19 protein-coding genes and 1 tRNA gene are annotated in these 19,502 nt (G+C 69.9%); 11 read left to right on the top strand and 9 right to left on the bottom strand.

Features of this window, described 5'->3' with window-relative positions; all coding sequences use genetic code 11:
• Window positions 1-154 precede the first annotated feature (154 nt).
• The gene (locus AC07AW_RS23870; protein ID WP_478817480.1) at window positions 155-856 is read right to left on the bottom strand and encodes a DUF5324 family protein; all 702 of its coding nucleotides are present in this window, start codon (window positions 854-856) and stop codon (window positions 155-157) included.
• 195 nt (window positions 857-1,051) lie between these two features.
• Here AC07AW_RS23870 and AC07AW_RS23875 point away from each other — a divergent pair, with 195 nt between their 5' ends.
• Together AC07AW_RS23875 and AC07AW_RS23880 are read left to right on the top strand one after the other, a co-directional pair.
• On the top strand, window positions 1,052-1,579 hold the full coding sequence (locus AC07AW_RS23875; RefSeq protein ID WP_392158807.1) for a peptidylprolyl isomerase: 528 nt from the start codon (window positions 1,052-1,054) through the stop codon (window positions 1,577-1,579).
• Between the two features lie 22 nt (window positions 1,580-1,601).
• Window positions 1,602-2,465 (top strand): rhomboid family intramembrane serine protease, encoded by an 864-nt coding sequence (locus tag AC07AW_RS23880; RefSeq protein WP_478817481.1) that lies wholly within the window; start codon window positions 1,602-1,604, stop codon window positions 2,463-2,465.
• A 336-nt stretch (window positions 2,466-2,801) separates the two neighbouring features.
• On the opposite strand, the gene crgA is transcribed toward AC07AW_RS23880, so the two are convergent.
• Window positions 2,802-3,056 carry a cell division protein CrgA gene (gene crgA / locus AC07AW_RS23885; RefSeq protein WP_056565215.1) on the bottom strand — a complete coding sequence of 85 codons (255 nt, stop codon included), beginning with the start codon at window positions 3,054-3,056 and terminating at the stop codon, window positions 2,802-2,804.
• Between the two features lie 140 nt (window positions 3,057-3,196).
• Between crgA and AC07AW_RS23890 the strand changes: the two genes are divergently transcribed.
• The 6 genes from AC07AW_RS23890 to AC07AW_RS23915 all read left to right on the top strand — a co-directional run bounded on the left by AC07AW_RS23890 (window position 3,197) and on the right by AC07AW_RS23915 (window position 7,546).
• A complete protein-coding gene (locus AC07AW_RS23890; RefSeq protein WP_478817482.1) occupies window positions 3,197-3,964 on the top strand; it encodes a DUF881 domain-containing protein in 768 nt (255 codons plus the stop codon).
• Window positions 3,965-3,979: 15 nt separating this feature from the next.
• Entirely contained in the window at window positions 3,980-4,645 is a 666-nt protein-coding gene (locus AC07AW_RS23895; RefSeq protein WP_478817483.1) for a class E sortase, read from the top strand.
• Window positions 4,646-4,709: 64 nt separating this feature from the next.
• On the top strand, window positions 4,710-4,871 hold the full coding sequence (locus AC07AW_RS23900; protein ID WP_148003371.1) for a hypothetical protein: 162 nt from the start codon (window positions 4,710-4,712) through the stop codon (window positions 4,869-4,871).
• Window positions 4,868-5,506: an aminodeoxychorismate/anthranilate synthase component II gene (locus tag AC07AW_RS23905; RefSeq protein WP_478817484.1), complete on the top strand. Its 639-nt coding sequence runs from the start codon at window positions 4,868-4,870 to the stop codon at window positions 5,504-5,506. Before AC07AW_RS23900 ends, AC07AW_RS23905 begins: the two co-directional genes overlap by 4 nt.
• The gene (locus AC07AW_RS23910) at window positions 5,503-6,831 is read left to right on the top strand and encodes a class E sortase (protein ID WP_478817485.1); all 1,329 of its coding nucleotides are present in this window, start codon (window positions 5,503-5,505) and stop codon (window positions 6,829-6,831) included. The genes AC07AW_RS23905 and AC07AW_RS23910 overlap by 4 nt, the downstream gene beginning before the upstream one ends.
• A gap of 37 nt (window positions 6,832-6,868) precedes the next feature.
• A complete protein-coding gene (locus tag AC07AW_RS23915; RefSeq protein ID WP_478817486.1) occupies window positions 6,869-7,546 on the top strand; it encodes a class E sortase in 678 nt (225 codons plus the stop codon).
• An 80-nt stretch (window positions 7,547-7,626) separates the two neighbouring features.
• Here the strand turns inward: AC07AW_RS23915 and pknB are convergent, their stop codons facing one another.
• The 6 genes from pknB to AC07AW_RS23945 form a co-directional block, all read right to left on the bottom strand.
• Window positions 7,627-9,630, bottom strand: coding sequence for a Stk1 family PASTA domain-containing Ser/Thr kinase (pknB, locus tag AC07AW_RS23920; protein ID WP_478817487.1), 2,004 nt, complete (start codon window positions 9,628-9,630; stop codon window positions 7,627-7,629).
• A 155-nt stretch (window positions 9,631-9,785) separates the two neighbouring features.
• Window positions 9,786-11,252: a peptidoglycan D,D-transpeptidase FtsI family protein gene (locus AC07AW_RS23925; protein ID WP_478817488.1), complete on the bottom strand. Its 1,467-nt coding sequence runs from the start codon at window positions 11,250-11,252 to the stop codon at window positions 9,786-9,788.
• A complete protein-coding gene (locus AC07AW_RS23930) occupies window positions 11,249-12,688 on the bottom strand; it encodes an FtsW/RodA/SpoVE family cell cycle protein (protein ID WP_392158815.1) in 1,440 nt (479 codons plus the stop codon). The genes AC07AW_RS23925 and AC07AW_RS23930 overlap by 4 nt, the downstream gene beginning before the upstream one ends.
• A 26-nt stretch (window positions 12,689-12,714) precedes the next feature.
• Window positions 12,715-14,208 carry a Stp1/IreP family PP2C-type Ser/Thr phosphatase gene (locus AC07AW_RS23935; protein WP_478817489.1) on the bottom strand — a complete coding sequence of 498 codons (1,494 nt, stop codon included), beginning with the start codon at window positions 14,206-14,208 and terminating at the stop codon, window positions 12,715-12,717.
• Window positions 14,209-14,387: 179 nt separating this feature from the next.
• Complete coding sequence (locus AC07AW_RS23940; protein ID WP_392158817.1) at window positions 14,388-14,906, bottom strand: FHA domain-containing protein FhaB/FipA; 519 nt, start codon at window positions 14,904-14,906, stop codon at window positions 14,388-14,390.
• 10 nt (window positions 14,907-14,916) lie between these two features.
• A complete protein-coding gene (locus AC07AW_RS23945) occupies window positions 14,917-15,786 on the bottom strand; it encodes an FhaA domain-containing protein (RefSeq protein WP_478817490.1) in 870 nt (289 codons plus the stop codon).
• A 483-nt stretch (window positions 15,787-16,269) separates the two neighbouring features.
• Between AC07AW_RS23945 and AC07AW_RS23950 the strand changes: the two genes are divergently transcribed.
• The 3 genes from AC07AW_RS23950 to AC07AW_RS23960 all read left to right on the top strand — a co-directional run bounded on the left by AC07AW_RS23950 (window position 16,270) and on the right by AC07AW_RS23960 (window position 19,011).
• A tRNA-Leu gene (locus tag AC07AW_RS23950) sits at window positions 16,270-16,356 on the top strand.
• A 177-nt stretch (window positions 16,357-16,533) separates the two neighbouring features.
• Entirely contained in the window at window positions 16,534-18,312 is a 1,779-nt protein-coding gene (locus AC07AW_RS23955) for a sensor histidine kinase (RefSeq protein WP_478817849.1), read from the top strand.
• Between the two features lie 39 nt (window positions 18,313-18,351).
• On the top strand, window positions 18,352-19,011 hold the full coding sequence (locus AC07AW_RS23960) for a response regulator transcription factor (RefSeq protein WP_478817491.1): 660 nt from the start codon (window positions 18,352-18,354) through the stop codon (window positions 19,009-19,011).
• Window positions 19,012-19,029: 18 nt separating this feature from the next.
• Here AC07AW_RS23960 and AC07AW_RS23965 read toward each other — a convergent pair whose 3' ends face one another.
• On the bottom strand, window positions 19,030-19,497 hold the full coding sequence (locus AC07AW_RS23965) for a MarR family winged helix-turn-helix transcriptional regulator (RefSeq protein ID WP_478817492.1): 468 nt from the start codon (window positions 19,495-19,497) through the stop codon (window positions 19,030-19,032).
• Window positions 19,498-19,502: the final 5 nt, after the last annotated feature.

Genomic DNA, 19,502 nt, shown 5'->3' on the forward strand with positions numbered 1-19,502 from the left:
CAGAACCCTGGTGGACCCGGTACGACCCCAGCAGGACTCAGCAGAGCCTCAGCAGGACCCCAGCAGGACCTGGCAGAACCCCAGCAGTACCCAGCAGGACCCGGTAGGACCCCCAGCAGTACCCCCGGTAGGACCCGGTAGGAGTGGCGGTCGGTCAGCGACGTTCGTCGCGTTCGGCGGCCTCTGCGGCGGCTGCGGCATCGTCATCGGCCTCGGTCTCCACCTCCGTGTCGGGAGCCCCACTGCCGTCGACGGACGACTGCGGTGAGCCCTCGTCCATCTCGGTGGGAGCCGGAGGTTCGACCAGCCAGTCGGGATTGGCCTGCTTGTCCCACCACTTCCAGGCGGCGAACGCGCCGCCGACCAGTAGGCCGAGGACGACGAGTCCCTTGGCGAGGCGTCCGGCCCTGGCCCGACGCTCGTGTTTCTTCATGATCTTCTGGATTTCACTCGGCGTCACCTGACCGCGCAGCGCGGCCCAGGCGGCAGTGGAACGCGATCCGGCCTCCTCGAGGACGGGACCGGTCGCGGCGACCGCGCTCTCGACGCGCGGCACGGTGTAGTCGGCCGCCTGACGGGCGGCCTGGCGGGTCTTGACCGCCGCACGGTGTGCAGCCGCGTCGACCCGCGGCGGTACATGCGGTGCGACATAGCAGTCGTACTGCGCGCGAGCCTGTGTACGGGCCTGATGAGCGGCCTTCGAGAGTTTCGGGCCGATCACCACCCTCGCCTCGTGCGCGTAATGCGTGGCCTGGTCCTTGGCCGTACCGGCGTACGGCGCCACCACTTCCGCGGCGTGCAGGACGCTCTCCTTCGCCGAACCTGTCGCGGCGCGCACGCTGTCCATGCGGGTCACGGGATTCCTCCTCCTCGGTGGCGATGTCGGTTTTTCACCTTTCCATCCTTTTCGGAATCATGCCCGCCGGAGCGCCGTCCGGCATGTGGGGCTGGCATCCGGGGCATGCGAGGATCGGACACGCCAGAGACAGACGTGACATGACGCGGGACGCGGGACGACGCGACGCGACACGACGTGGGACGGAAGGCGACCGTGGCCGAGCAGCTGTACGCGATCCTCAAGACGAGCCTGGGTGACATCGAGGTGCGGCTGATGCCGTTCCACGCCCCGAAGACGGTCCGGAACTTCGTCGAGCTCGCCTCGGGTGAGCGTGAGTGGACGCACCCCGCCACCGGCACGGTCTCCTCGGACCCGCTCTACGACGGAACGGTCTTCCACCGGGTCATCAAGGGCTTCATGATCCAGGGCGGCGACCCGCTGGGGAACGGCACGGGCGGCCCCGGCTACGAGTTCGCCGACGAGTTCCACCCGGAGCTCTTCTTCGACCGCCCCTACCTGCTGGCCATGGCCAACGCGGGCCCGGGCACCAACGGCTCCCAGTTCTTCGTCACCGTCGGCGCCGCGACCTGGCTGAACCGCAAGCACACCATCTTCGGCGAGGTCGTCGACAAGGAGAGCCGGAAGGTCGTGGACGCGATCGCGAGCACCGCGACCGACCCCCACACCGAGCGCCCGCTCCAGGACGTCGTCGTCGAGTCCGTGGTGATCGAGAAGCGCTGAGGCGGAAGGGACGGAACCCGCCATGGACACGCAGCCCGGTCTGCTGCGCTGCTACCGCCACCCGGAGGCCGAGACCGGCATCCGCTGCGCCCGCTGCGACAGGCCCATCTGCACGCAGTGCATGATCTCCGCGTCCGTCGGCTTCCAGTGCCCCGAGTGTGTACGGGGCGGCTCGGGCACCGGCCACGCCGCCGGTGCCAACCAGCCCCGGACGCTCGCGGGCGGCCGGGTGGCGTCGGACGGGCGCCTCGTCACCAAGATCCTCATGGCGATCAACCTGGCGCTGTTCATCGCCGTCCAGGTGGTGGGCGACCGGCTCCTCGACGATCTCGCCCTGATCGGCGGCGCCTACCTGCCGAGCGGTGAGCCGGTCGGGGTCGCCGACGGCGAGTGGTACCGGCTGCTGACCTCCGCCTTCCTCCACCAGGAGATCCCGCACTTCCTCTTCAACATGCTGGGCCTTTGGATGATCGGTGGGATCGTCGAACCCGAGCTGGGGCGGATCCGGTACACGGCCGTGTGCCTGCTCTCCGGGCTCTCCGGCTCGGCACTCGCCTATCTGCTCTCCCCGCAGAACCAGTTCTCGCTCGGCGCCTCCGGCATCGTCTACGGCCTGCTCGGCGCCTGGATCGTGCTGGCCCGACGCCGGCGGCAGGACATGCGTCCGGCGCTCCTGTTCGTGGCGCTGAACCTGCTCATCACGTTCACCCGTCCGGGGATCTCCTGGCAGGCGCACATCGGCGGTCTGGTGGCCGGCGTGCTGCTGACGTACGCGATGGTGCACGCGCCCCGGGTCCGGCGGAACCTCGTGCAGTACGGGGCCTGTGCCCTGGTGCTCCTGATCGACCTGGGGATCGTGCTCGCCCGATCGGCCGCGCTCACCTGAGCACAGGGGCCTGTGGAAGAGCTCTTCTGTGAGCTTTCCCCAGAGTTATCCACAGTGTGTGGCAAATCTTTCCCGCACTATGGGGAAAGACGGCGCCCCCCGCCTCTGACCTGGTGTTTCTCCAGGGAGGCGAGGGGCGCCGCGTGTTCTGCCGAGGGTGATTCCGGTCATACCGCCGTCAACCTCGTGCAAGTTATCCACAGATCTTCGTAAGTTATCCAGTGCTGTGCACAACGCTGTGGATAAGCTCGGGGGAGAGCTTGACGAGAGGCCGCCGCGACCGCTAGACGAGAGGCCGCAGCGACCGCTAGATCGCCCGGACCGTGGCCCGACCGGCTACTTCCACTGTGTGGAGACGCCGAAGCCGGCCGCGATGAAGCCGAAGCCCACCACGATGTTCCAGTTCCGGATCGACTCGACCGGCATGGAGCCGTCGGTGACGTAGAAGACCACGATCCACACCAGACCGATGGCGAACAGGGCCAGCATCACGGGCGCCACCCAGCTGCGATTGGTCAGCTTGATGTTGGTGGCCTGCTTGGCGGGCGGAGGCGTGAAGTCGGCCTTCTTGCGGATCCGTGACTTCGGCACGAGGGACTCTCCTGTCGATGCGCTGCGTGACCGCGCAGGGAACTGTGGCTGGCGCCGGGATGTGACGAAGGAGGACGACTGCGTCCCCCAGGCGTCCGTTAGCGTAGTGGTTCCGAGGCACCGAAGGGGATCAGGGTACGTTGAGCAATTCCGCCGACACTCCCGAAGGGCAGGGCCGCACCACGAGGTGGCGCCCCGTCCGGGTGCTCACTCTTGCCGTTTTCGCCCTCGCCGGACTGATCTTCGTCACGAGCTTCAACACCGCCAAGGGCACCAATATCCGTACGGACGCCTCGCTCCTCAGGCTCTCCGACCTGATCGAGGAACGCAGCCACAAGAACGCCGGCCTCGACGAGTCCACCGCCGCCCTCCGCGGTCAGGTCGACTCCCTCGCCGCCCGCGACGACGGCTCCACGCGCGCGCAGGACGAGAAACTCCACGCGCTCGAGGCGAAGGCGGGGACCACCGAGGTCTCCGGCTCCGGCCTCACCGTCACCCTCGACGACGCCCCGCCCAACGCCCAGGCCGCCCCCGGCTACCCCGAACCGCAGGCCAACGACCTGGTCATCCACCAGCAGGACCTCCAGGCCGTCGTCAACGCCCTGTGGCAGGGCGGCGCCGAAGGCATCCGGGTCATGGACCAGCGGCTCATCTCCACCAGCGCCGTGCGCTGCGTCGGCAACACCCTGATCCTCCAGGGCCGCGTCTACTCGCCGCCCTACAAGATCACCGCCGTCGGCGACCAGGGCAGGCTGGCCAAGGCGCTGGCCGACTCTCCCGCGCTCCAGAACTACCAGCTGTACGTCAAGGCGTACGGGCTCGGCTGGAAAGTGGACGAACACAAGACGGTGACTCTTCCCGGGTACTCGGGCACAGTGGACCTCCACTACGCGAAGCCGGTGAGCTGACGGCGGGAGGGCCGCTTGCGTCTCCTCGTGAGGACCCTCAGCGAGCTGTGCATCACCGCCGGCGCCCTCATCGTCCTCTTCGTCGCCTACCTCCTGTACTGGACCGGCGTCCAGGCCGACAGCGCGAGCGCCGCCCAGATCGACACCCTCCAGCGCCAATGGGCCGACACCCCCGTCGCCGCCGCCCCCGCGCGCGTACCGCCGCCGTACGTCACCGGCAAGGGCATCGCCGTGATGTACGTCCCCCGGCTCGGCCGCGACTGGAAATGGCCCGTCCTCGAAGGCACGGGCCCCGACATCCTGAAGAAGGGCCTCGGGCACTACACCCGCACCGCCCCGCTCGGCGGCACCGGTAACTTCGCCGTCGCCGGCCACCGCCGCACCCACGGCGACCCCTTCAAGGACTTCCCGCGGCTGCGCCCCGGCGACGCCATCGTCCTCACCGACGGCACGACCTGGTTCACCTACCGGATCGACCGCGGCCCGTACCGGACCGTCCCCGGCGACACCGCCGTCGTCGACCCCGTCCCCAGGAAGTCGGGCTTCCAAGGGCCCGGCCGCTACCTCACCCTCACCACCTGCGACCCCGAGTGGGGCAGCAGCCACCGGCTGATCGTCTGGGCGCACCTCGACGCCACCCGCCCCGTGACCGACGGCCGTCCACAGGCTTTGGACAGCTGACCCCTCACGGCCCCCTCGCCCCGTACTCTGGTCCCCGTAACGAACGGAAGGGGCGGTCCACGTCATGTACGGCTGGATCTGGCGGCATCTGCCGGGCAACGCGTGGGTACGGGCGCTGATCTCGATCGTGCTGGCCCTCGCGGTCGTCTATGTCCTCTTCCAGTACGTGTTCCCCTGGGCGGAGCCTCTGCTTCCGTTCAACGATGTGACGGTGGACGGCCAGTGAGCGCGCGCATTCTCGTCGTCGACAACTACGACAGCTTCGTCTTCAACCTCGTTCAGTACCTCTACCAGCTCGGCGCCGAGTGCGAAGTCCTCCGCAACGACGAGGTCGAGCTGAGCCACGCCCAGGACGGCTTCGACGGCGTCCTGCTGTCCCCCGGGCCCGGCGCGCCCGAGCAGGCCGGGGTCTGCATCGACATGGTCCGGCACTGCGCCGACACGGGTGTGCCCGTCTTCGGCGTCTGCCTCGGCATGCAGTCGATGGCCGTGGCGTACGGCGGAGTCGTCGACCGCGCGCCCGAGCTGCTGCACGGCAAGACCTCGCTCGTCACGCACGAGGGCAAGGGCGTCTTCGCCGGTCTGCCCTCGCCGTTCACCGCGACCCGCTACCACTCGCTGGCCGCCGAGCCCGCCGCCCTGCCGGCCGAGCTCGAGGTCACGGCGCGGACCGAGGACGGCATCATCATGGGGCTGCGCCACCGTGAACTCCCCGTCGAGGGCGTGCAGTTCCACCCCGAGTCGGTCCTCACCGAGCACGGGCACCTGATGCTCGCCAACTGGCTGGAGCAGTGCGGCGACAAGGGGGCGGTCGGCAGGTCGGCGGGGCTCGCTCCGGTGGTGGGCAAGGCCGTCGCGTGACGACGGGCTCGCCGTGGTTCCGGGCGACGAACGTGCCGGAGCGGGGGCCGGAGCCGGAGCCGATACCCGGGGACCCGTACGCGCCCGCCGAACCGCACGCATCCGCCGAACCGCACGCGCCGACCGAACCGTACGCGCCCGCCGAACCGCACGCGCCGACCGAACCGTACGTGCCGGCCGAGCAGTACGTGCCGGCCGAGCAGTACGGGGCCGGTGAGCAGTACGGGGCACGCACTGCGTACGGGGCAGGCGCCGCGCACGCACCCGCCGAGCCGTCCTACGCTGCCGCCGAGCCGTATGCGCCGCCGGCAGACCCGTACGTCCCCGAGAACTCCTACGCACCCGCCGAGCCGTACGCCCCCGAGGCCCCCTACGAGCCCTCGTACGGGGCGTACGAGGCGGAGGAGGCCCCGGAGGCCCCCCGGGACGAGACGATGCCCCTGCGGGCCCTGGAAGAGCCCTCCGGGACGTCTTCCGAGGTGCCGGCCGAGCCGGGTCCGGGGCCCGGGCGGGCCGAGCGCCGTCGCGCCGCCAAGGGCGGCCGTGGCCGAAACCGGGGTGGCGCCCCCGCGACCACCGCGCCGTCCGCCGCCGAAGGGCGGCCCCTGTCCCGCGTCGAGGCCCGGCGCGCCGCCCGCGCCGCGAAGGAGAGCGTCGGCGTCGTCGCCAGCCGGGTCGTCGGAGAACTCTTCATCACCTTCGGCGTCGTCATGCTCCTCTTCGTCACCTACCAGCTGTGGTGGACGAACGTCCTCGCCGGCCAGGAGACCGACCGGGCCAAGGAACAGATCGAGGACACCTGGTCCCAGGGCGGCGGCGAGGACAAGCCCGAGGCCTTCGAGCCCGGCAGGGGCTTCGCCATCATGTACATCCCCAAGCTGGACGTGGTCGTCCCCATCGCCGAGGGCATCAGCAAGACCAAGGTCCTCGACAAGGGCATGGTCGGCCACTACGGCGAGGGCAAGCTCAAGACGGCCATGCCGGCCGACAAGCAGGGCAACTTCGCGGTGGCCGGCCACCGCAACACGCACGGCGAACCGTTCCGGTACATCAACCAGTTGAAGCCCGGCGACCCGATCGTCGTCGAGACCAAGAGCGCGTACTACACGTACGAGATGGCGAGCGTCCTGCCGCAGACCTCGCCCTCCAACGTCTCGGTGATCGACCCCGTACCGGAGCAGTCCGGCTTCAAGGGACCCGGCCGGTACATCACACTGACCACCTGCACGCCGGAGTTCACCAGCACCTACCGCCTCATCGTGTGGGGCAAGCTGGTCGAGGAACGCCCGCGCAGCAAGGGAAAGCCGGAAGCGCTCGTAGGCTGAGACCCCACACCTCCGGACGGGACGACGGGACGACCTAGTGGCACGCGCGCGCAACCGGATCGCCGGGATCATCAGCCTCTTCGGCGAACTCCTCATCACGGCGGGCCTGGTACTCGGCCTCTTCGTCGTCTACTCGCTGTGGTGGACGAACGTCCTCGCCGACCGGGCCGCCGACAAGGACGGCGCACAGGTCCGCGACCAGTGGGCCGACCAGGGCCCCGGAGCGCTCGACACCAAGGACGGCATCGGCTTCCTCCACGTACCCGCCATGCAGAACGGCGAGGTCCTGGTGAAGCAGGGCACCGGCACCGACGTCCTCAACCACGGCGTCGCCGGCTACTACACCGACCCGATCAAGTCCGCGCTGCCGCAGGACAAGCAGGGCAACTTCACGCTCGCCGCGCACCGGGACGGGCACGGGGCCAAATTCCACAACATCCACAAGTTGAAGACCGGGGACTCGATCGTCTTCGAGACGAAGGACACCTGGTACGTCTACAAGGTCTACAAGACCCTTCCCGAGACCACGAAGTACAACGTGGACGTCCTCCAGCCCGTCCCGAAGGAATCCGGCAGGACGAAGCCCGGCCGCTTCATCACGCTGACCACCTGCACCCCGATGTACACCTCGGACTACCGCTACATCGTCTGGGGCGAACTGGAACGCACGGAGAAGGTCGACCGCGACCGCACCCCACCGGCCGAACTGCGCTGAACCCCAGCAGACGGGAGAGCCCCGGCATCCAGTACGGATGCCGGGGCTCTCCCGCGTGCGTATCGGGTACCTGCGGGGCGTCAGCCGAAGAAGCCGCCGCCGGGGTTCCCGTTGTTGTTGTCCCCGCCGCCGCCAAGGGTGGTGACGGTGATCGGCTGGTTGGTGGGGACCGTCGTGCCCTCCGGCGGGTTCGTGCCGAGGACCATGGCGTCCTCCTTGTCCGAGCCCACCTGGGTGACCGTGAAGCCCATGCCCTGCAGCAGGTCCCGGACGTCCTTGAACTTCTTGCCGGTCAGTCCCGTGGGGATCTGGGCCGTCGTCTGCTGCGGGCCCTTGGAGACCTTCAGCGTGATCTGGACGTCCAGCGGCTGGTTCGACGGGCCCTGCGGGGTCTGGTCGACGACCGTGCCCGCGGGCTCGGGCGAGTCGACCGGCTCCTGAGTCACGTTCTTGAAGCCGAGCGAGTTCAGCTGCTGGACGGCCTGGTCGTAGGTCCGGCCCTTGACGCTGGGAAGCTCGGACAGCTGCTTCTTCGCGACCGTGATCGTGATCTCGGAGTTCTGCTCGGCCTTGGTGCCGCCCTCCGGGTTCTGGCGCAGGACCGTACCGGGCTCCTCCTCGGACTCCTCCTGCGCGACCTTGACCTTGAAGCCCTTGTCCTTGAGGGTCTGCTCGGCCCGCTCCTGGGACTGCTCCATGACGTCAGGGACCTCGATGAGCGGGGAGCCCTCGGAGACGAACACCTTGACCGTGCCGTCGGCCTCCATCGTCGCGGTGCCGTCCGCGGCCGGATCCTGGCGGCAGATGGTGTCCTTGGGCTGGTCGCAGCGCTCGGTGCCGGCCTGCTCGACCTTCACCTGGGCGTTCTTCGCGCGCTCCTGCGCCGCACTCATGGTCTGCCCGACCAGCTGCGGGACCGTGACCTTCTGCGGGCCGTCCTTCTTGTCGAAGAGCGAGACGCCGATGAAGATCGCGCCGACGAGCACCAGGACGCCCGCGAGGGCCAGCAGGATCGTCGAGGTGTTCGACTTCTTCTGGCCACCGCCGCGACGGCGGTCGGGACGGTCGTCGTAGCCGTAGCCACCGTCGTCCGGGTTGACCGGCGGCAGCATCGACGTCTGGCCGGCCGGGTCGGCCTGGCGCAGCGCGGTGGTCGGCTGGTCCTCCGGCGGATAGCCGTAGCCCCCGCCGTACGCGGGCGCGCCCGCCATGCCCATCCCCATCGCGGCGGCGGCCGCGACCGGCTGACCGTCGAGGCAGGCCTCGATGTCCGCGCGCATCTCGTCGGCGGACTGGTAGCGGTAGTCGGGGTCCTTGACCAGCGCCTTCAGGACGATGGCGTCCATCTCGGGCGTGATCTCGGGGTCGAAGTTGCTCGGCGGCTGCGGCTCCTCGCGGACGTGCTGGTACGCGACCGCGACCGGGGAGTCACCGATGAACGGGGGCCGGACGGTGAGCAGCTCGTAGAGCAGGCAGCCGGTGGAGTACAGGTCGGAGCGGGCGTCGACCTGCTCGCCCTTGGCCTGCTCGGGGGAGAGGTACTGGGCCGTGCCGATCACCGCGGCGGTCTGCGTCATGGTCATGCCCGAGTCGCCCATGGCGCGCGCGATGCCGAAGTCCATGACCTTGACCTGGCCGGTGCGCGTCAGCATGACGTTCGCCGGCTTGATGTCACGGTGCACGATGCCGGCGCGGTGCGAGTACTCCAGCGCCTGGAGGATGCCGACCGTCATCTCGAGCGTGCGCTCGGGCAGCAGCTTGCGCCCGGAGTGAAGCAGCTCACGCAGGGTCGACCCGTCGACGTACTCCATCACGATGTACGGGATGGAGACCTGGTCGACGTAGTCCTCGCCGGTGTCGTAGACCGCGACGATCGCCGGATGGTTCAGCGAGGCGGCGGACTGTGCCTCACGGCGGAACCGGGCCTGGAAGGACGGATCACGGGCCAGGTCGGCCCGCAGCGTCTTCACGGCGACGGTGCGGCCGAGCCGGGTGTCCTGGGCGAGGTACACCTCGGCCATGCCACCACGGCCGAGCACCGGGCCCAGCTCGTACCGGCCGCCGAGGCGACGCGGCTCTTCCATAGCTAATCCAGCCCTCTCCGTCTGTCCCGACCGCACCCATGGGTGGTCCGGCGGTGTGTGCTGTTCGCGCATACGCTACCGGCCCCGGGAAGGCGTTCCGCCCGGGGCCGGTAGCTGATACCTGACCGGTACCTGGCTCGTACGGGTCCGGGGGGTCAGCCCCGGGTCTTCAGGACCGCCTTCATCACGGCCTTCGCGATCGGGGCGGCCAGGCCGCCACCGCTGATGTCCTCACGGTCGGTGCCCGCCGAGTCCTCGACGACGACGGCGACCGCGACCGGGGAACCCTCGGCCGTCTTGGCATACGAGATGAACCAGGCGTACGGACGCTGGGCGTTCTTCTCGCCGTGCTGGGCCGTACCCGTCTTGCCGCCGACCTTCACGCCGTCCATGTTCAGGTCGGCGTTGCCGCCGGTGCCGTTGGAGACGACGTTCTCCATCATCTGCTGGAGCTTCTGGGCGGTCTCCGGCGAGACCGGGCGGCTCATCTCCTCCGGCTCGTTCTGCTTGATGACGTCGACGTTCGGGGCCCGCAGCTGGTCGATCATGTACGGCTTCATCAGCTTGCCGTCGTTGGCGATCGCCGCTGTGACCATCGCCATCTGCAGCGGGGTGGTCGCGGTGTTGAACTGGCCGATCGACGAGAGCGCGTTACCGGGGCGGTCGGCCTTCTTGTCGAAGACGGAGGCCGAGGAGCGGACCGGGGTGAACTGCTCGGCGTTGAAGCCGAACTTCTCCGCCATCTCGACCATCTTGTCGCGGCCGACGTCGTCGCCGAGCTTCGCGAAGACCGAGTTGCAGGAGATCTCCAGGGCGTGGTTGAGGCTGGTGTTGGCGCAACCCTTGGCGTGGTTGACCATCTCCTTGGTGGACAGCGGGAGCTTCCACCCCTCGGGGGTGTCGGTGGGCGCGTTGATGTCGGTGACTTTGCCGTTCTCCAGCGCCGCGGCGGCGGTGACGACCTTGAAGACGGAGCCGGGCGGGTAGATCTCGCGGATCGCGCGGTTCAGCTTCGGCTTGTTCTTGTCCTTCTCCAGCGCGACCCAGGCCTTCTCGTCCTTGCCGGAGTAGCCGGCGAAGGTGGACGGGTCGTACGAGGGCGTGGACGCCATCGCCAGGATCTTGCCGGTCTTCGGCTCGATGGCGACGACGGCGCCGGTCTTGTCGCCGAGGCCCTCGTAGGCGGCCTTCTGCGCGGCGCCGCTGAGGGTGGTGATGACATCGCCGCCCTTCTTCTTCTCGCCCGTGAACATGGCGAGGGTGCGGTCGAAGAAGAGCCGGTCGTCGTTGCCGGTGAGGATGCCGTCCTCGATCTTCTCGATCTGGTTGGCGTCGTACGCCTGCGAGGCGTAGCCGGTGACCGGGGCCCACATGGGGCCGTCCATGTAGGTCCGCTTGAACTTGTAGAACTTGTCGCCCGAGTCGACGGAGCCCGTGATGGGCTTGCCGTCGACGATGATGTTGCCGCGCTCGTTCGAGTACCGCTCGATCTGGACGCGCCGGTTCTTGGGGTGCGCGTTCAGCTCGTCGGCGCGGACCAGCTGGAGCCAGTTGTCCCGCAGGAGCAGGGCGAGGACCAGCAGGCCGCAGAAGATCGCGACCCGCCGCAGCGGCTTGTTCACGGACGGACCACCTGGGTCATCTCGGCGTCGGGGGACGGGGCGGGCGCGGGCGCGGGACGGCGCGCGGTGTCGCTGATCCGGATGAGGATGCCGATCAGGGCCCAGTTGGCGATCACGGACGAACCGCCGTACGCGAGGAACGGCATGGTCATACCGGTGAGCGGGATGAGGCCCATCACACCGCCGGCCACGACGAAGATCTGGAGCGCGAAGGCGCCGGACAGGCCCATCGCGAGCAGCTTGCCGAACGGGTCGCGGGCGGCGAGGGAGGTACGGATGCCGCGCTCGATGATCAGGCCGTACAGCAGCAGGAAGACCATGACGCCGGTCAGACCGAGCTCTTCGCCGACCGTGGCGAAGATGAAGTCGGAGTTGGCGGCGAACTGGATGAGGTCGGAGTTGCCCTGGCCGAGACCGGTGCCGAGGATGCCGCCCGAACCGAACGACATGAGCACCTGCGTCATCTGGTCACAGGCGTTCAGCATGTTCTGGTCGGTGGCGGTCTCCAGGCAGCCGAAGGGGTCGAGCCACGCGGCCACACGCGACTTCACGTGACTGGCCGTGGAGCCGACGACCACCGCGCCCGCGACGGCCATCAGCAGACCCATGACGATCCAGCTGGTCCGCTCGGTCGCCACGTACAGCATGATCACGAACATGCCGAAGAAGAGGAGCGAGGTACCGAGGTCGTTCTCGAAGACCAGGATGAGGAGGCTGACCGCCCAGATCGTCAGGATCGGGCCGAGGTCACGGCCGCGCGGCAGGTAGAGCCCCATGAAACGGCGGCTGGCCAGCGCCAGCGCGTCCCGCTTCACCATCAGGTAGCCGGAGAAGAAGACGGCCAGCACGATCTTGGCGAACTCACCGGGCTGGATCGAGAAGCCGCCGATGCGGATCCAGATCTTGGCGCCGAAGACGTCCGCGCCGAGGCCCGGGACGAGCGGCAGCAGCAGCAGGACGAGGGCCACGACCATGGAGATGTACGTGTAGCGCTGGAGGACGCGGTGGTCCTTGAGCAGCAGCAGCACGCCCGCGAACATGGCGACGCCGACCGCCGAGTACATCATCTGGCTGGGGGCGTCGGGGCTGAAGCTCTTGTACAGCCGCATCGAGGTCGCGATGAGCCGCGGCGACTGGTCGAGACGCCAGATCAGTACCAGGCCCAGCCCGTTGAGCAGGGTCGCCAGCGGCAGCAGCAGCGGGTCCGCGTACGGGGCCCACTTGCGCACCACGAGATGGGCGACGGTCGCGAGCAGCGCCAGGCCGAGTCCGTACCCGGCCATGCCGGCCGGGACCTTGCCGTCGATGGCCAGGCCCACGTTGAGGTACGCGAACACCGGGATGACGACGGCGAACGCGAGCAGCGCCAGCTCGGTGTTGCGGCGGCTCGGCGCCTCGATCGCGCCGATGGTGGTCGTGTTGGTGACAACGCTCATGGTGGTGAAAGGCCCCCTACGGGTGCTTACTGCTTGCCGCAGTTCGAGGCAAGCTTCTGCTCCTCCGCGGTGAGGGTGGGACCCGGGGACGGAGCGGCTGTGGTGGGCTTGGAGTCAGGGGTGGCGGTGCCGTTCGGCTTCTGGGTGGCCGGCGGCTTGCTCGCCTGGTCGGCGGCCTTCTCGGCGGCGGCGTGCCGCTGCTCGGCCTTCTTGCAGGCCGAGGCCTGCACGGCCAGCTCGGAGATCTTCGTCTCGGCCTTGCCGAGGCTGCCGCCCGCGATCGTGTCCTCGACCTGCTTCCGCTGGTAGGCGGGGAGGTACTTGAGTTCGATCTCGGGGTGGTCCTTCTCGACCTTCGAGAGCGACACCCACGCCAGGTCCTGGCTGATGCCCTGGTACAGCGCCACGTGCTGGTCCTTGGCGCCCACGAAGTACTGCGTCTGCGTCCAGCGCCAGGCGCCGTAGAGGCCGCCGCCGACGACGGCGAGGGCGAGGACGATGAAGAAGGAGCGCTTGAGCCACTTGCGGCCGGTGCGCGGCTTGACGAAGTCGTCGTCCGTGTACGAGTCGAAGGAGCCCTGCGGGGGCATGCCGCCGTAGCCGTGGTCGTCGCCGCTGCCGGGCGGACCGAAGCCGCCGGCGGGCGGCTGCTGGTGCGGCGCGGGGCGGCCGAGGCCCGAGGCGCGGCCGGCCGGGGTCTGCATCGCCCCGCCGTCGTTCAGCTGTGCCTGGTTCTCGGCGACGGCGCCCACGATGACCGGGGTGTCGCTGAGGTGACCGGCGAGGGTGTCGCCGCCGTCGACGTCGAGGACGTCGGCGACGATCACCGTGATGTTGTCGGGGCCGCCGCCGCGCAGCGCGAGCTGGATCAGCTCCTGCACGGTCTCCTGCGGGCCCTGGTAGCTGGCGAGGGTGTCCTCGAGGGTCTGGTGCGAGACCACGCCGGACAGGCCGTCGGAGCAGATCAGATAGCGGTCGCCGGCCCTGACCTCACGGATGGAGAGGTCGGGTTCGACGTGGTCGCCGCTGCCGAGCGCGCGCATCAGGAGCGAACGCTGCGGGTGGGTGGTGGCCTCTTCCTCGGTGATCCGGCCCTCGTCGACGAGGCGCTGGACCCAGGTGTGGTCCTGGGTGATCTGGGTGAGGACACCGTCGCGGAGCAGATAGGCGCGCGAGTCTCCGACGTGCACGAGACCGAGCCGCTGGCCGGTCCACAGGAGGGCGGTGAGCGTGGTGCCCATGCCCTCCAGCTGCGGGTCCTCCTCGACCATCATCCGCAGCTGGTCGTTGGCGCGCTGCACCGCCGTACCGAGCGAGGTGAGGATGTCGGAGCCGGGGACGTCGTCGTCGAGCGTGACGAGCGTGGAGATCACCTCGGAGGAGGCGACCTCGCCGGCGGCCTGGCCGCCCATGCCGTCCGCGATGGCGAGCAGCCGGGGACCGGCGTAACCCGAGTCCTCGTTGCCCTCGCGGATCATGCCCTTGTGCGAGCCCGCGGCGAATCGCAGGGACAGAGTCATGCGCACCTGCCCTGTCGACGCTGCATCGGGGTACAGCCGGTCTCGACCCACACTGCCCACCCTCCGGTCGCTCCGGCCACGCCGGTCGATTCAGTCGCTCCGGTCGGGAGCGCGGCACATCCCGCGGCGGGGACCGTCCCGGCTCGCTCGCTCCGCTCGCGCTCACTCATCATGTAGCACTACTTCCGAAGCTCGATGACGGTCTTGCCGATCCGGATCGGCGCGCCCAGCGGAATGGGTGTAGCGGTGGTGAGACGGTTCCGGTCGAGATAGGTCCCGTTGGTGGACCCGAGGTCCTCGACGATCCACTGGCCGTCCCGGTCCGGGTAGATCCGGGCGTGGCGGCTGGACGCGTAGTCGTCGTCGAGGACGATCGTCGAGTCGTGCGCCCGGCCCAGCGTGATCGTCTGGCCCTGGAGGGCGACGGTCGTGCCGGTGAGGGTGCCCTCGGAGACGACCAGCTTGGTCGGGGCGCCGCGGCGCTGGCGGCCGCCCGTGTTCTGCTGGCCGCGCTGCTGCGGCGGCGTGGCGGCCTGGCGCGCGTTCTGCTGAGGTCGCGCCTCCTGGCGCCGCGAACCGCGCTGGGTGACCCGCGTACCGAAGAGGTCGCTGCGGATGACCTGGACGGCCACGATGACGAACAGCCACAGAACGGCCAGGAAACCCAACCGCATGACCGTCAGGGTCAGCTCTGACATTGCCCCCGCTTCACCCTTCGGCTTGCCGGTAAACGATGGTGGTGCTGCCCACGACGATCCGCGAGCCGTCGCGGAGCGTAGCGCGGGTGGTGTGCTGCCCGTCCACCACGATGCCGTTGGTGGATCCCAGATCCTGGATCGTCGAGGGCGTTCCGGTCCGGATCTCGCAGTGCCGGCGGGAGACGCCGGGATCGTCGATCCTCACGTCCGCGTCGGTGCTGCGGCCGAGGACCAGGGTCGGGCGGGAGATCTGATGGCGGGTGCCGTTGATCTCGATCCAGCGGCGCACCGGAGCGCCCGCTCCGCCGTGGGTGGCGGGTCCGGGCATGGATCCGGGGCCGGCCGCCGGGCGTCCTGCGGGCGCCGTCGGCCGGTGGCCGGGCGCGCCGGGAGGCGGGGAGGCGGGCATGGGCGGGGCGCCGGCCGGGGGGTACCCGTAGCCGCCGCGGCCCTGCTGCTGCTGGTGCTGCTGCGGCCCCGCGGAGGGCTGCTGCGGCTGTGACGTACTCGACGCGAGCGTGCGGCTGCGGACGCGGTACAGGCCGGTGTCGAGATCCTCGGCCTTCTCCAGGTGGACCTTGATCGGGCCCATGAAGGTGTACCGCTGCTGCTTCGCGTAGTCCCTGACCAGGCCGGCGAGCTCGTCGCCCAGCTGGCCCGAGTAGGGGCTGAGACGCTCGTAGTCGGGCGTGCTCAACTCCACGATGAAGTCGTTGGGGACGACGGTCCGCTCGCGGTTCCAGATCGTCGCGTTGTTGTCGCACTCGCGCTGGAGCGCGCCGGCGATCTCGACGGGCTGGACCTCGGACTTGAAGACCTTGGCGAAGGTGCCGTTGACCAGACCTTCGAGACGCTGCTCGAAACGCTTCAGGACTCCCATGGGGCACCTCCTCCGTCGTTGTCGCCCTGGTACTGCTTACTGATCGTATCCACGCGTCGGGAAATCGGCTGGTTCCCCTTCTCTGCCCTGTGGATGAGTGTCACCTCTCACAGGCTTCCCCCACGGATCGTAGAGGCGGCCTGTGGACAGTGTCCCGCACCCGGCTGTGGGAGCGGAGGCTCGGGCCGGGGTTCCGGGACGGTCCGTCCGCTTCCTCCCCCCTTCTCCCCTCCTTCATCTCTTCTCTCCCGCGGTTCTCCCTGCCCCTCCCTCCTCTCCGCGCCTCTCCTTCCCCACTCCTTCCCTTCCCCCACTCCTTCCCGCTCGCGCCCTTCACGGTCCCTGTGGTTCTCCCTCCCTCTCCTTGTTCTCCGGGAGCGGGGGCGAAACAACGGATGTGAATCCACGGTCTGCGACGTGCTAATCTTCAGATGTCGCCAGGCGCTCCCACTGAAAAGTGAGAGGGCAGGGAGATCACCCAATGCGCGGGTGGCGGAATAGGCAGACGCGCTGGATTCAGGTTCCAGTGCCCGCAAGGGCGTGGGGGTTCAACTCCCCCCTCGCGCACCAGACGGAAGCCCCGTAGGTCATCGACCTACGGGGCTTCCGCGTTTGTCGGTACGGATGTGACCCTTCCCACGTCGCAGGGGGCGGGTGATCGGGTCCGCGACTTTTGTCGTCCCACGGCGAGACGAAAGAGGGACGTCCGCGGCACCGGCCGCTGCCTAGGGTTCGAGCGTGGACGACATGTCGAAGTCGGGGAGCCGGACCACACGGGGGATCAGGTCCAGGGCCGCCGCCGGGTGGAGCTGGTTCGCCGTGCCCGGGCAGTGGTCGCGGCGCAGGATCACCGGTGAGGTGGCCCTCGCCGTGGTCCTCGCGCTGCTCGCCGCGGGGACCGAGGAAATCATGGGCGGCGAGGGATGGAGCCTTGCCGCGGTCGCCGCCGGTGCGGCCCTGTTGTCGCTGCTGCGGCGCAGACTTCCCGCGAGCGCGCTCGTCGTGACCGCCGGGCTCACGCCCTTCCTGCCCGGCCTCGCACTCCTGCTCATCGTGCTGGGCTGGTCGTCCGGCCGGTACGTCGCCAGTGCCGGGCGGGCGCTGGCCGCGTTCATCGCCGCCTTCGTCCTCAACGTCGGCGGGACGCTCCTGGAGACCTGGGACCGGCAGAGACTGCTCTCCGTCGCCTTCCTGGCGACCCTCTACTACCTGGGCACCACCCTGGCTCCCGGGCTCGCCCACCGGTACTGGACCCAGCGGCGGACCCTGCTGCACGCGCTCCAGGAACGCAACGCGCAGCTGCTGCGGGAGCGGAGCATGGTGGTCTGGCACGCCCGGCTGCGCGAGCGGCAGCGGATCGCCCAGGACATGCACGACAGCCTCGGGCACCAGCTGGCGCTGATCGCCGTGCACACCGGGGCCCTCGAAGTGGACCGGGAGCTGGGCGAGCGGCAGCGCGAGGTGGTCGGCGTCCTGCGGAACGCCTCGGTGACCGCCATGCACGAACTGCGGGAGGTCGTCGGGATACTCCGCGACGGCGTCGCGGCGGAGAACGGGACGGCGTCGGCGCCCGCCCTCGCCGGGGACGAGACGGGACGGGCCGCCCGCGGGATCGCCGGCATCGAGGGGCTCGTGGCGGCGGCCCGGGCGGCCGGCACCTCGGTCGGACTGCGGCGGCTGGGGGAGGAGAGGCCACTGGCACCGGCCGCCGACCACGCCGCGTACAGGATCGTGCAGGAGGCCCTCACCAACGCCTACAAGCACGCGCCGGGGACGCCGATCGGCGTCGAGCTGCGGTACGAGCCGGACACCTTCGTCGTGGAGGTCGTCAACGGGGAGCCGGTGGACGGACCGGTGAAGGACGTCGTGAGCGGTGGGCAGGGCCTGGCCGGGCTCGTCGAGCGGGCCCGTCTCGTGGGCGGCATGTGTCACGCGGGCCCGGCGGACGGCGGCGGGTTCCGGGTGGCCGGGATGCTGCCGTACGGGGCGGCGCCGGTCGCCGAGGCGGCACCTTTGGTCGATGCGGCCGACGACTTCCGGCAGCAGACCACGAAACCGCTGGTGGGCGATGGTCGTCCGGTCACGGTCGGACCGGCCGACCGGACGTTCACGGAGCGGGAGCTGGCGATGGCGGTGCGTGGGGGCAGGGGCAGGAGCACGGGCGGGTCGATCGCGCTGGGCTGCGGGATCGCGTTCGCGGCGCTCGTCCTGCTGGTGGTGGCCGGGGGCTTCGGTCTCTACTTCCTGATGGGCTCGCTGAAGGAAGGGATGATCGACCCCGCGCAGTACGAGGCGGTCAAGGTCGGGATGACCGAGAAGGAGGTCCGCGACCAGCTGCCCTCGGGCGACACCATAGCCACGGCGGGCCTCGGCGGGACGGGGCCCACCCGGCCGGACGGCTCCAGCTGCCTGGTGCTGATGTCCTCCGAGATGGGCGAGACCTATGAGGACGAGCCCGTTTTCCGGTTCTGCTTCAAGGACGGCAAGCTGATCGAGAAGAAGTCGTACGTGGTCGAGCAGCGCTAGCGCCGCACCGCCCGTACCGGAGGCGTGGGGGAGGAAGCTGTGGCAGGGCAGCCCATCAGGGTCGTGATCGCCGACGACGAGCCTCTGATCAGGGCCGGGATCCGGATGATCCTCATCTCGGACCCGGAGATCGAGGTCGTCGGGGAGGCGGCCGACGGACGGGCGGCGGTCGAGGCCGCGCGGGCGCACGCCGCCGACGTGGTGCTGCTCGACATCCAGATGCCGGTGCTCGACGGCCTCTCGGCCCTGCCGGAGCTGCGCCGGGCGGCACCCGCGGCCCGCGTGATCATCCTGACGACCTTCGGAGAGCGGGAGAACGTCCTGCGGGCGCTGGAGCACGGGGGTGCCGGGTTCCTGCTCAAGGACACCGCGCCCGCCGAGCTGATCCGGGCGGTGCGGGCGGCCGCGGCGGGCGACGCGTATCTGTCGCCGGCGGCGACCCGGCACGTCGTGGAGCGGCTGGCCGGCGGCCGGGAGGCGGCCCGCGCCGAGGAGGCTCGGGGACGGGTGGCGGCGCTCAGCGAGAAGGAGCGAGGCGTCCTGGCGCTGCTCGGGGAAGGACTCTCCAACGCCGACGCCGGAAGGCGGCTGCACATGAGCGAGGCCACGGTGAAGACGTACGTGAGCCGGATCCTGTCCAAGCTGCACTGCGAGAACCGCGTCCAGGCGGCCCTGCTCGCGCGGGACGCGGGGCTGTAGGAGACGCGGCGGCGCGGCTCAGTTCGGCGGGGTGTCGGGGGCGGGGCTCGTGGTCGCGGTGTTGTAGCGCAGCAGGTACGCGGCGAAGCGGGCGAGGTCCTCGGCCGACCAGTCCCCCAGGCGCTCCTGGAAGGCGGCCATGCGGCTCGTCTGGGCCGCGGCCAGGACCTTCGTGCCGGCCTCCGTGGGGTGCAGGACGTGCACCCGGTGGTCCTCCGGGGCCGGGCGGCGCTCGACGAAACCGAGCTTCTCCAGACCGGCGACCTGACGGCTCACCGTCGACTTGTCCAGGAGGTAGTGGGCCGCGAGGTCGGTGGCGCGGCAGCCGCGCTGCTCCTCGATGTGGGCGAGGAGCGTGTACGAGACGAGCGGGAGCTCGGGGTGGACCCGGGCGGCCGCGGCGCGGGCCCGGCGGGCGAAGGCCGTCAGCTCGCGCTGGATGACATCCAAGGACGCCTCACGGGGTGGCTGTGCGCCGCCGGTCATCGTGC

Source organism: Streptomyces sp. NPDC044003 (assembly GCF_056435185.1).

What these genes read in the sequence shown, in the direction of transcription:
- AC07AW_RS23880 (WP_478817481.1), top strand. Translation starts at nt 1,602, where the DNA reads ATGGACACGCAGCCCGGTCTGCTGCGCTGCTACCGCCACCCGGAGGCC.
- AC07AW_RS23900 (WP_148003371.1), top strand. Translation starts at nt 4,710, where the DNA reads ATGTACGGCTGGATCTGGCGGCATCTGCCGGGCAACGCGTGGGTACGG.
- pknB (WP_478817487.1), bottom strand. Translation starts at nt 9,630, where the DNA reads ATGGAAGAGCCGCGTCGCCTCGGCGGCCGGTACGAGCTGGGCCCGGTG.
- AC07AW_RS23930 (WP_392158815.1), bottom strand. Translation starts at nt 12,688, where the DNA reads ATGAGCGTTGTCACCAACACGACCACCATCGGCGCGATCGAGGCGCCG.
- AC07AW_RS23935 (WP_478817489.1), bottom strand. Translation starts at nt 14,208, where the DNA reads ATGACTCTGTCCCTGCGATTCGCCGCGGGCTCGCACAAGGGCATGATC.
- AC07AW_RS23940 (WP_392158817.1), bottom strand. Translation starts at nt 14,906, where the DNA reads ATGTCAGAGCTGACCCTGACGGTCATGCGGTTGGGTTTCCTGGCCGTT.
- AC07AW_RS23945 (WP_478817490.1), bottom strand. Translation starts at nt 15,786, where the DNA reads ATGGGAGTCCTGAAGCGTTTCGAGCAGCGTCTCGAAGGTCTGGTCAAC.
- AC07AW_RS23955 (WP_478817849.1), top strand. Translation starts at nt 16,534, where the DNA reads ATGTCGAAGTCGGGGAGCCGGACCACACGGGGGATCAGGTCCAGGGCC.
- AC07AW_RS23965 (WP_478817492.1), bottom strand. Translation starts at nt 19,497, where the DNA reads ATGACCGGCGGCGCACAGCCACCCCGTGAGGCGTCCTTGGATGTCATC.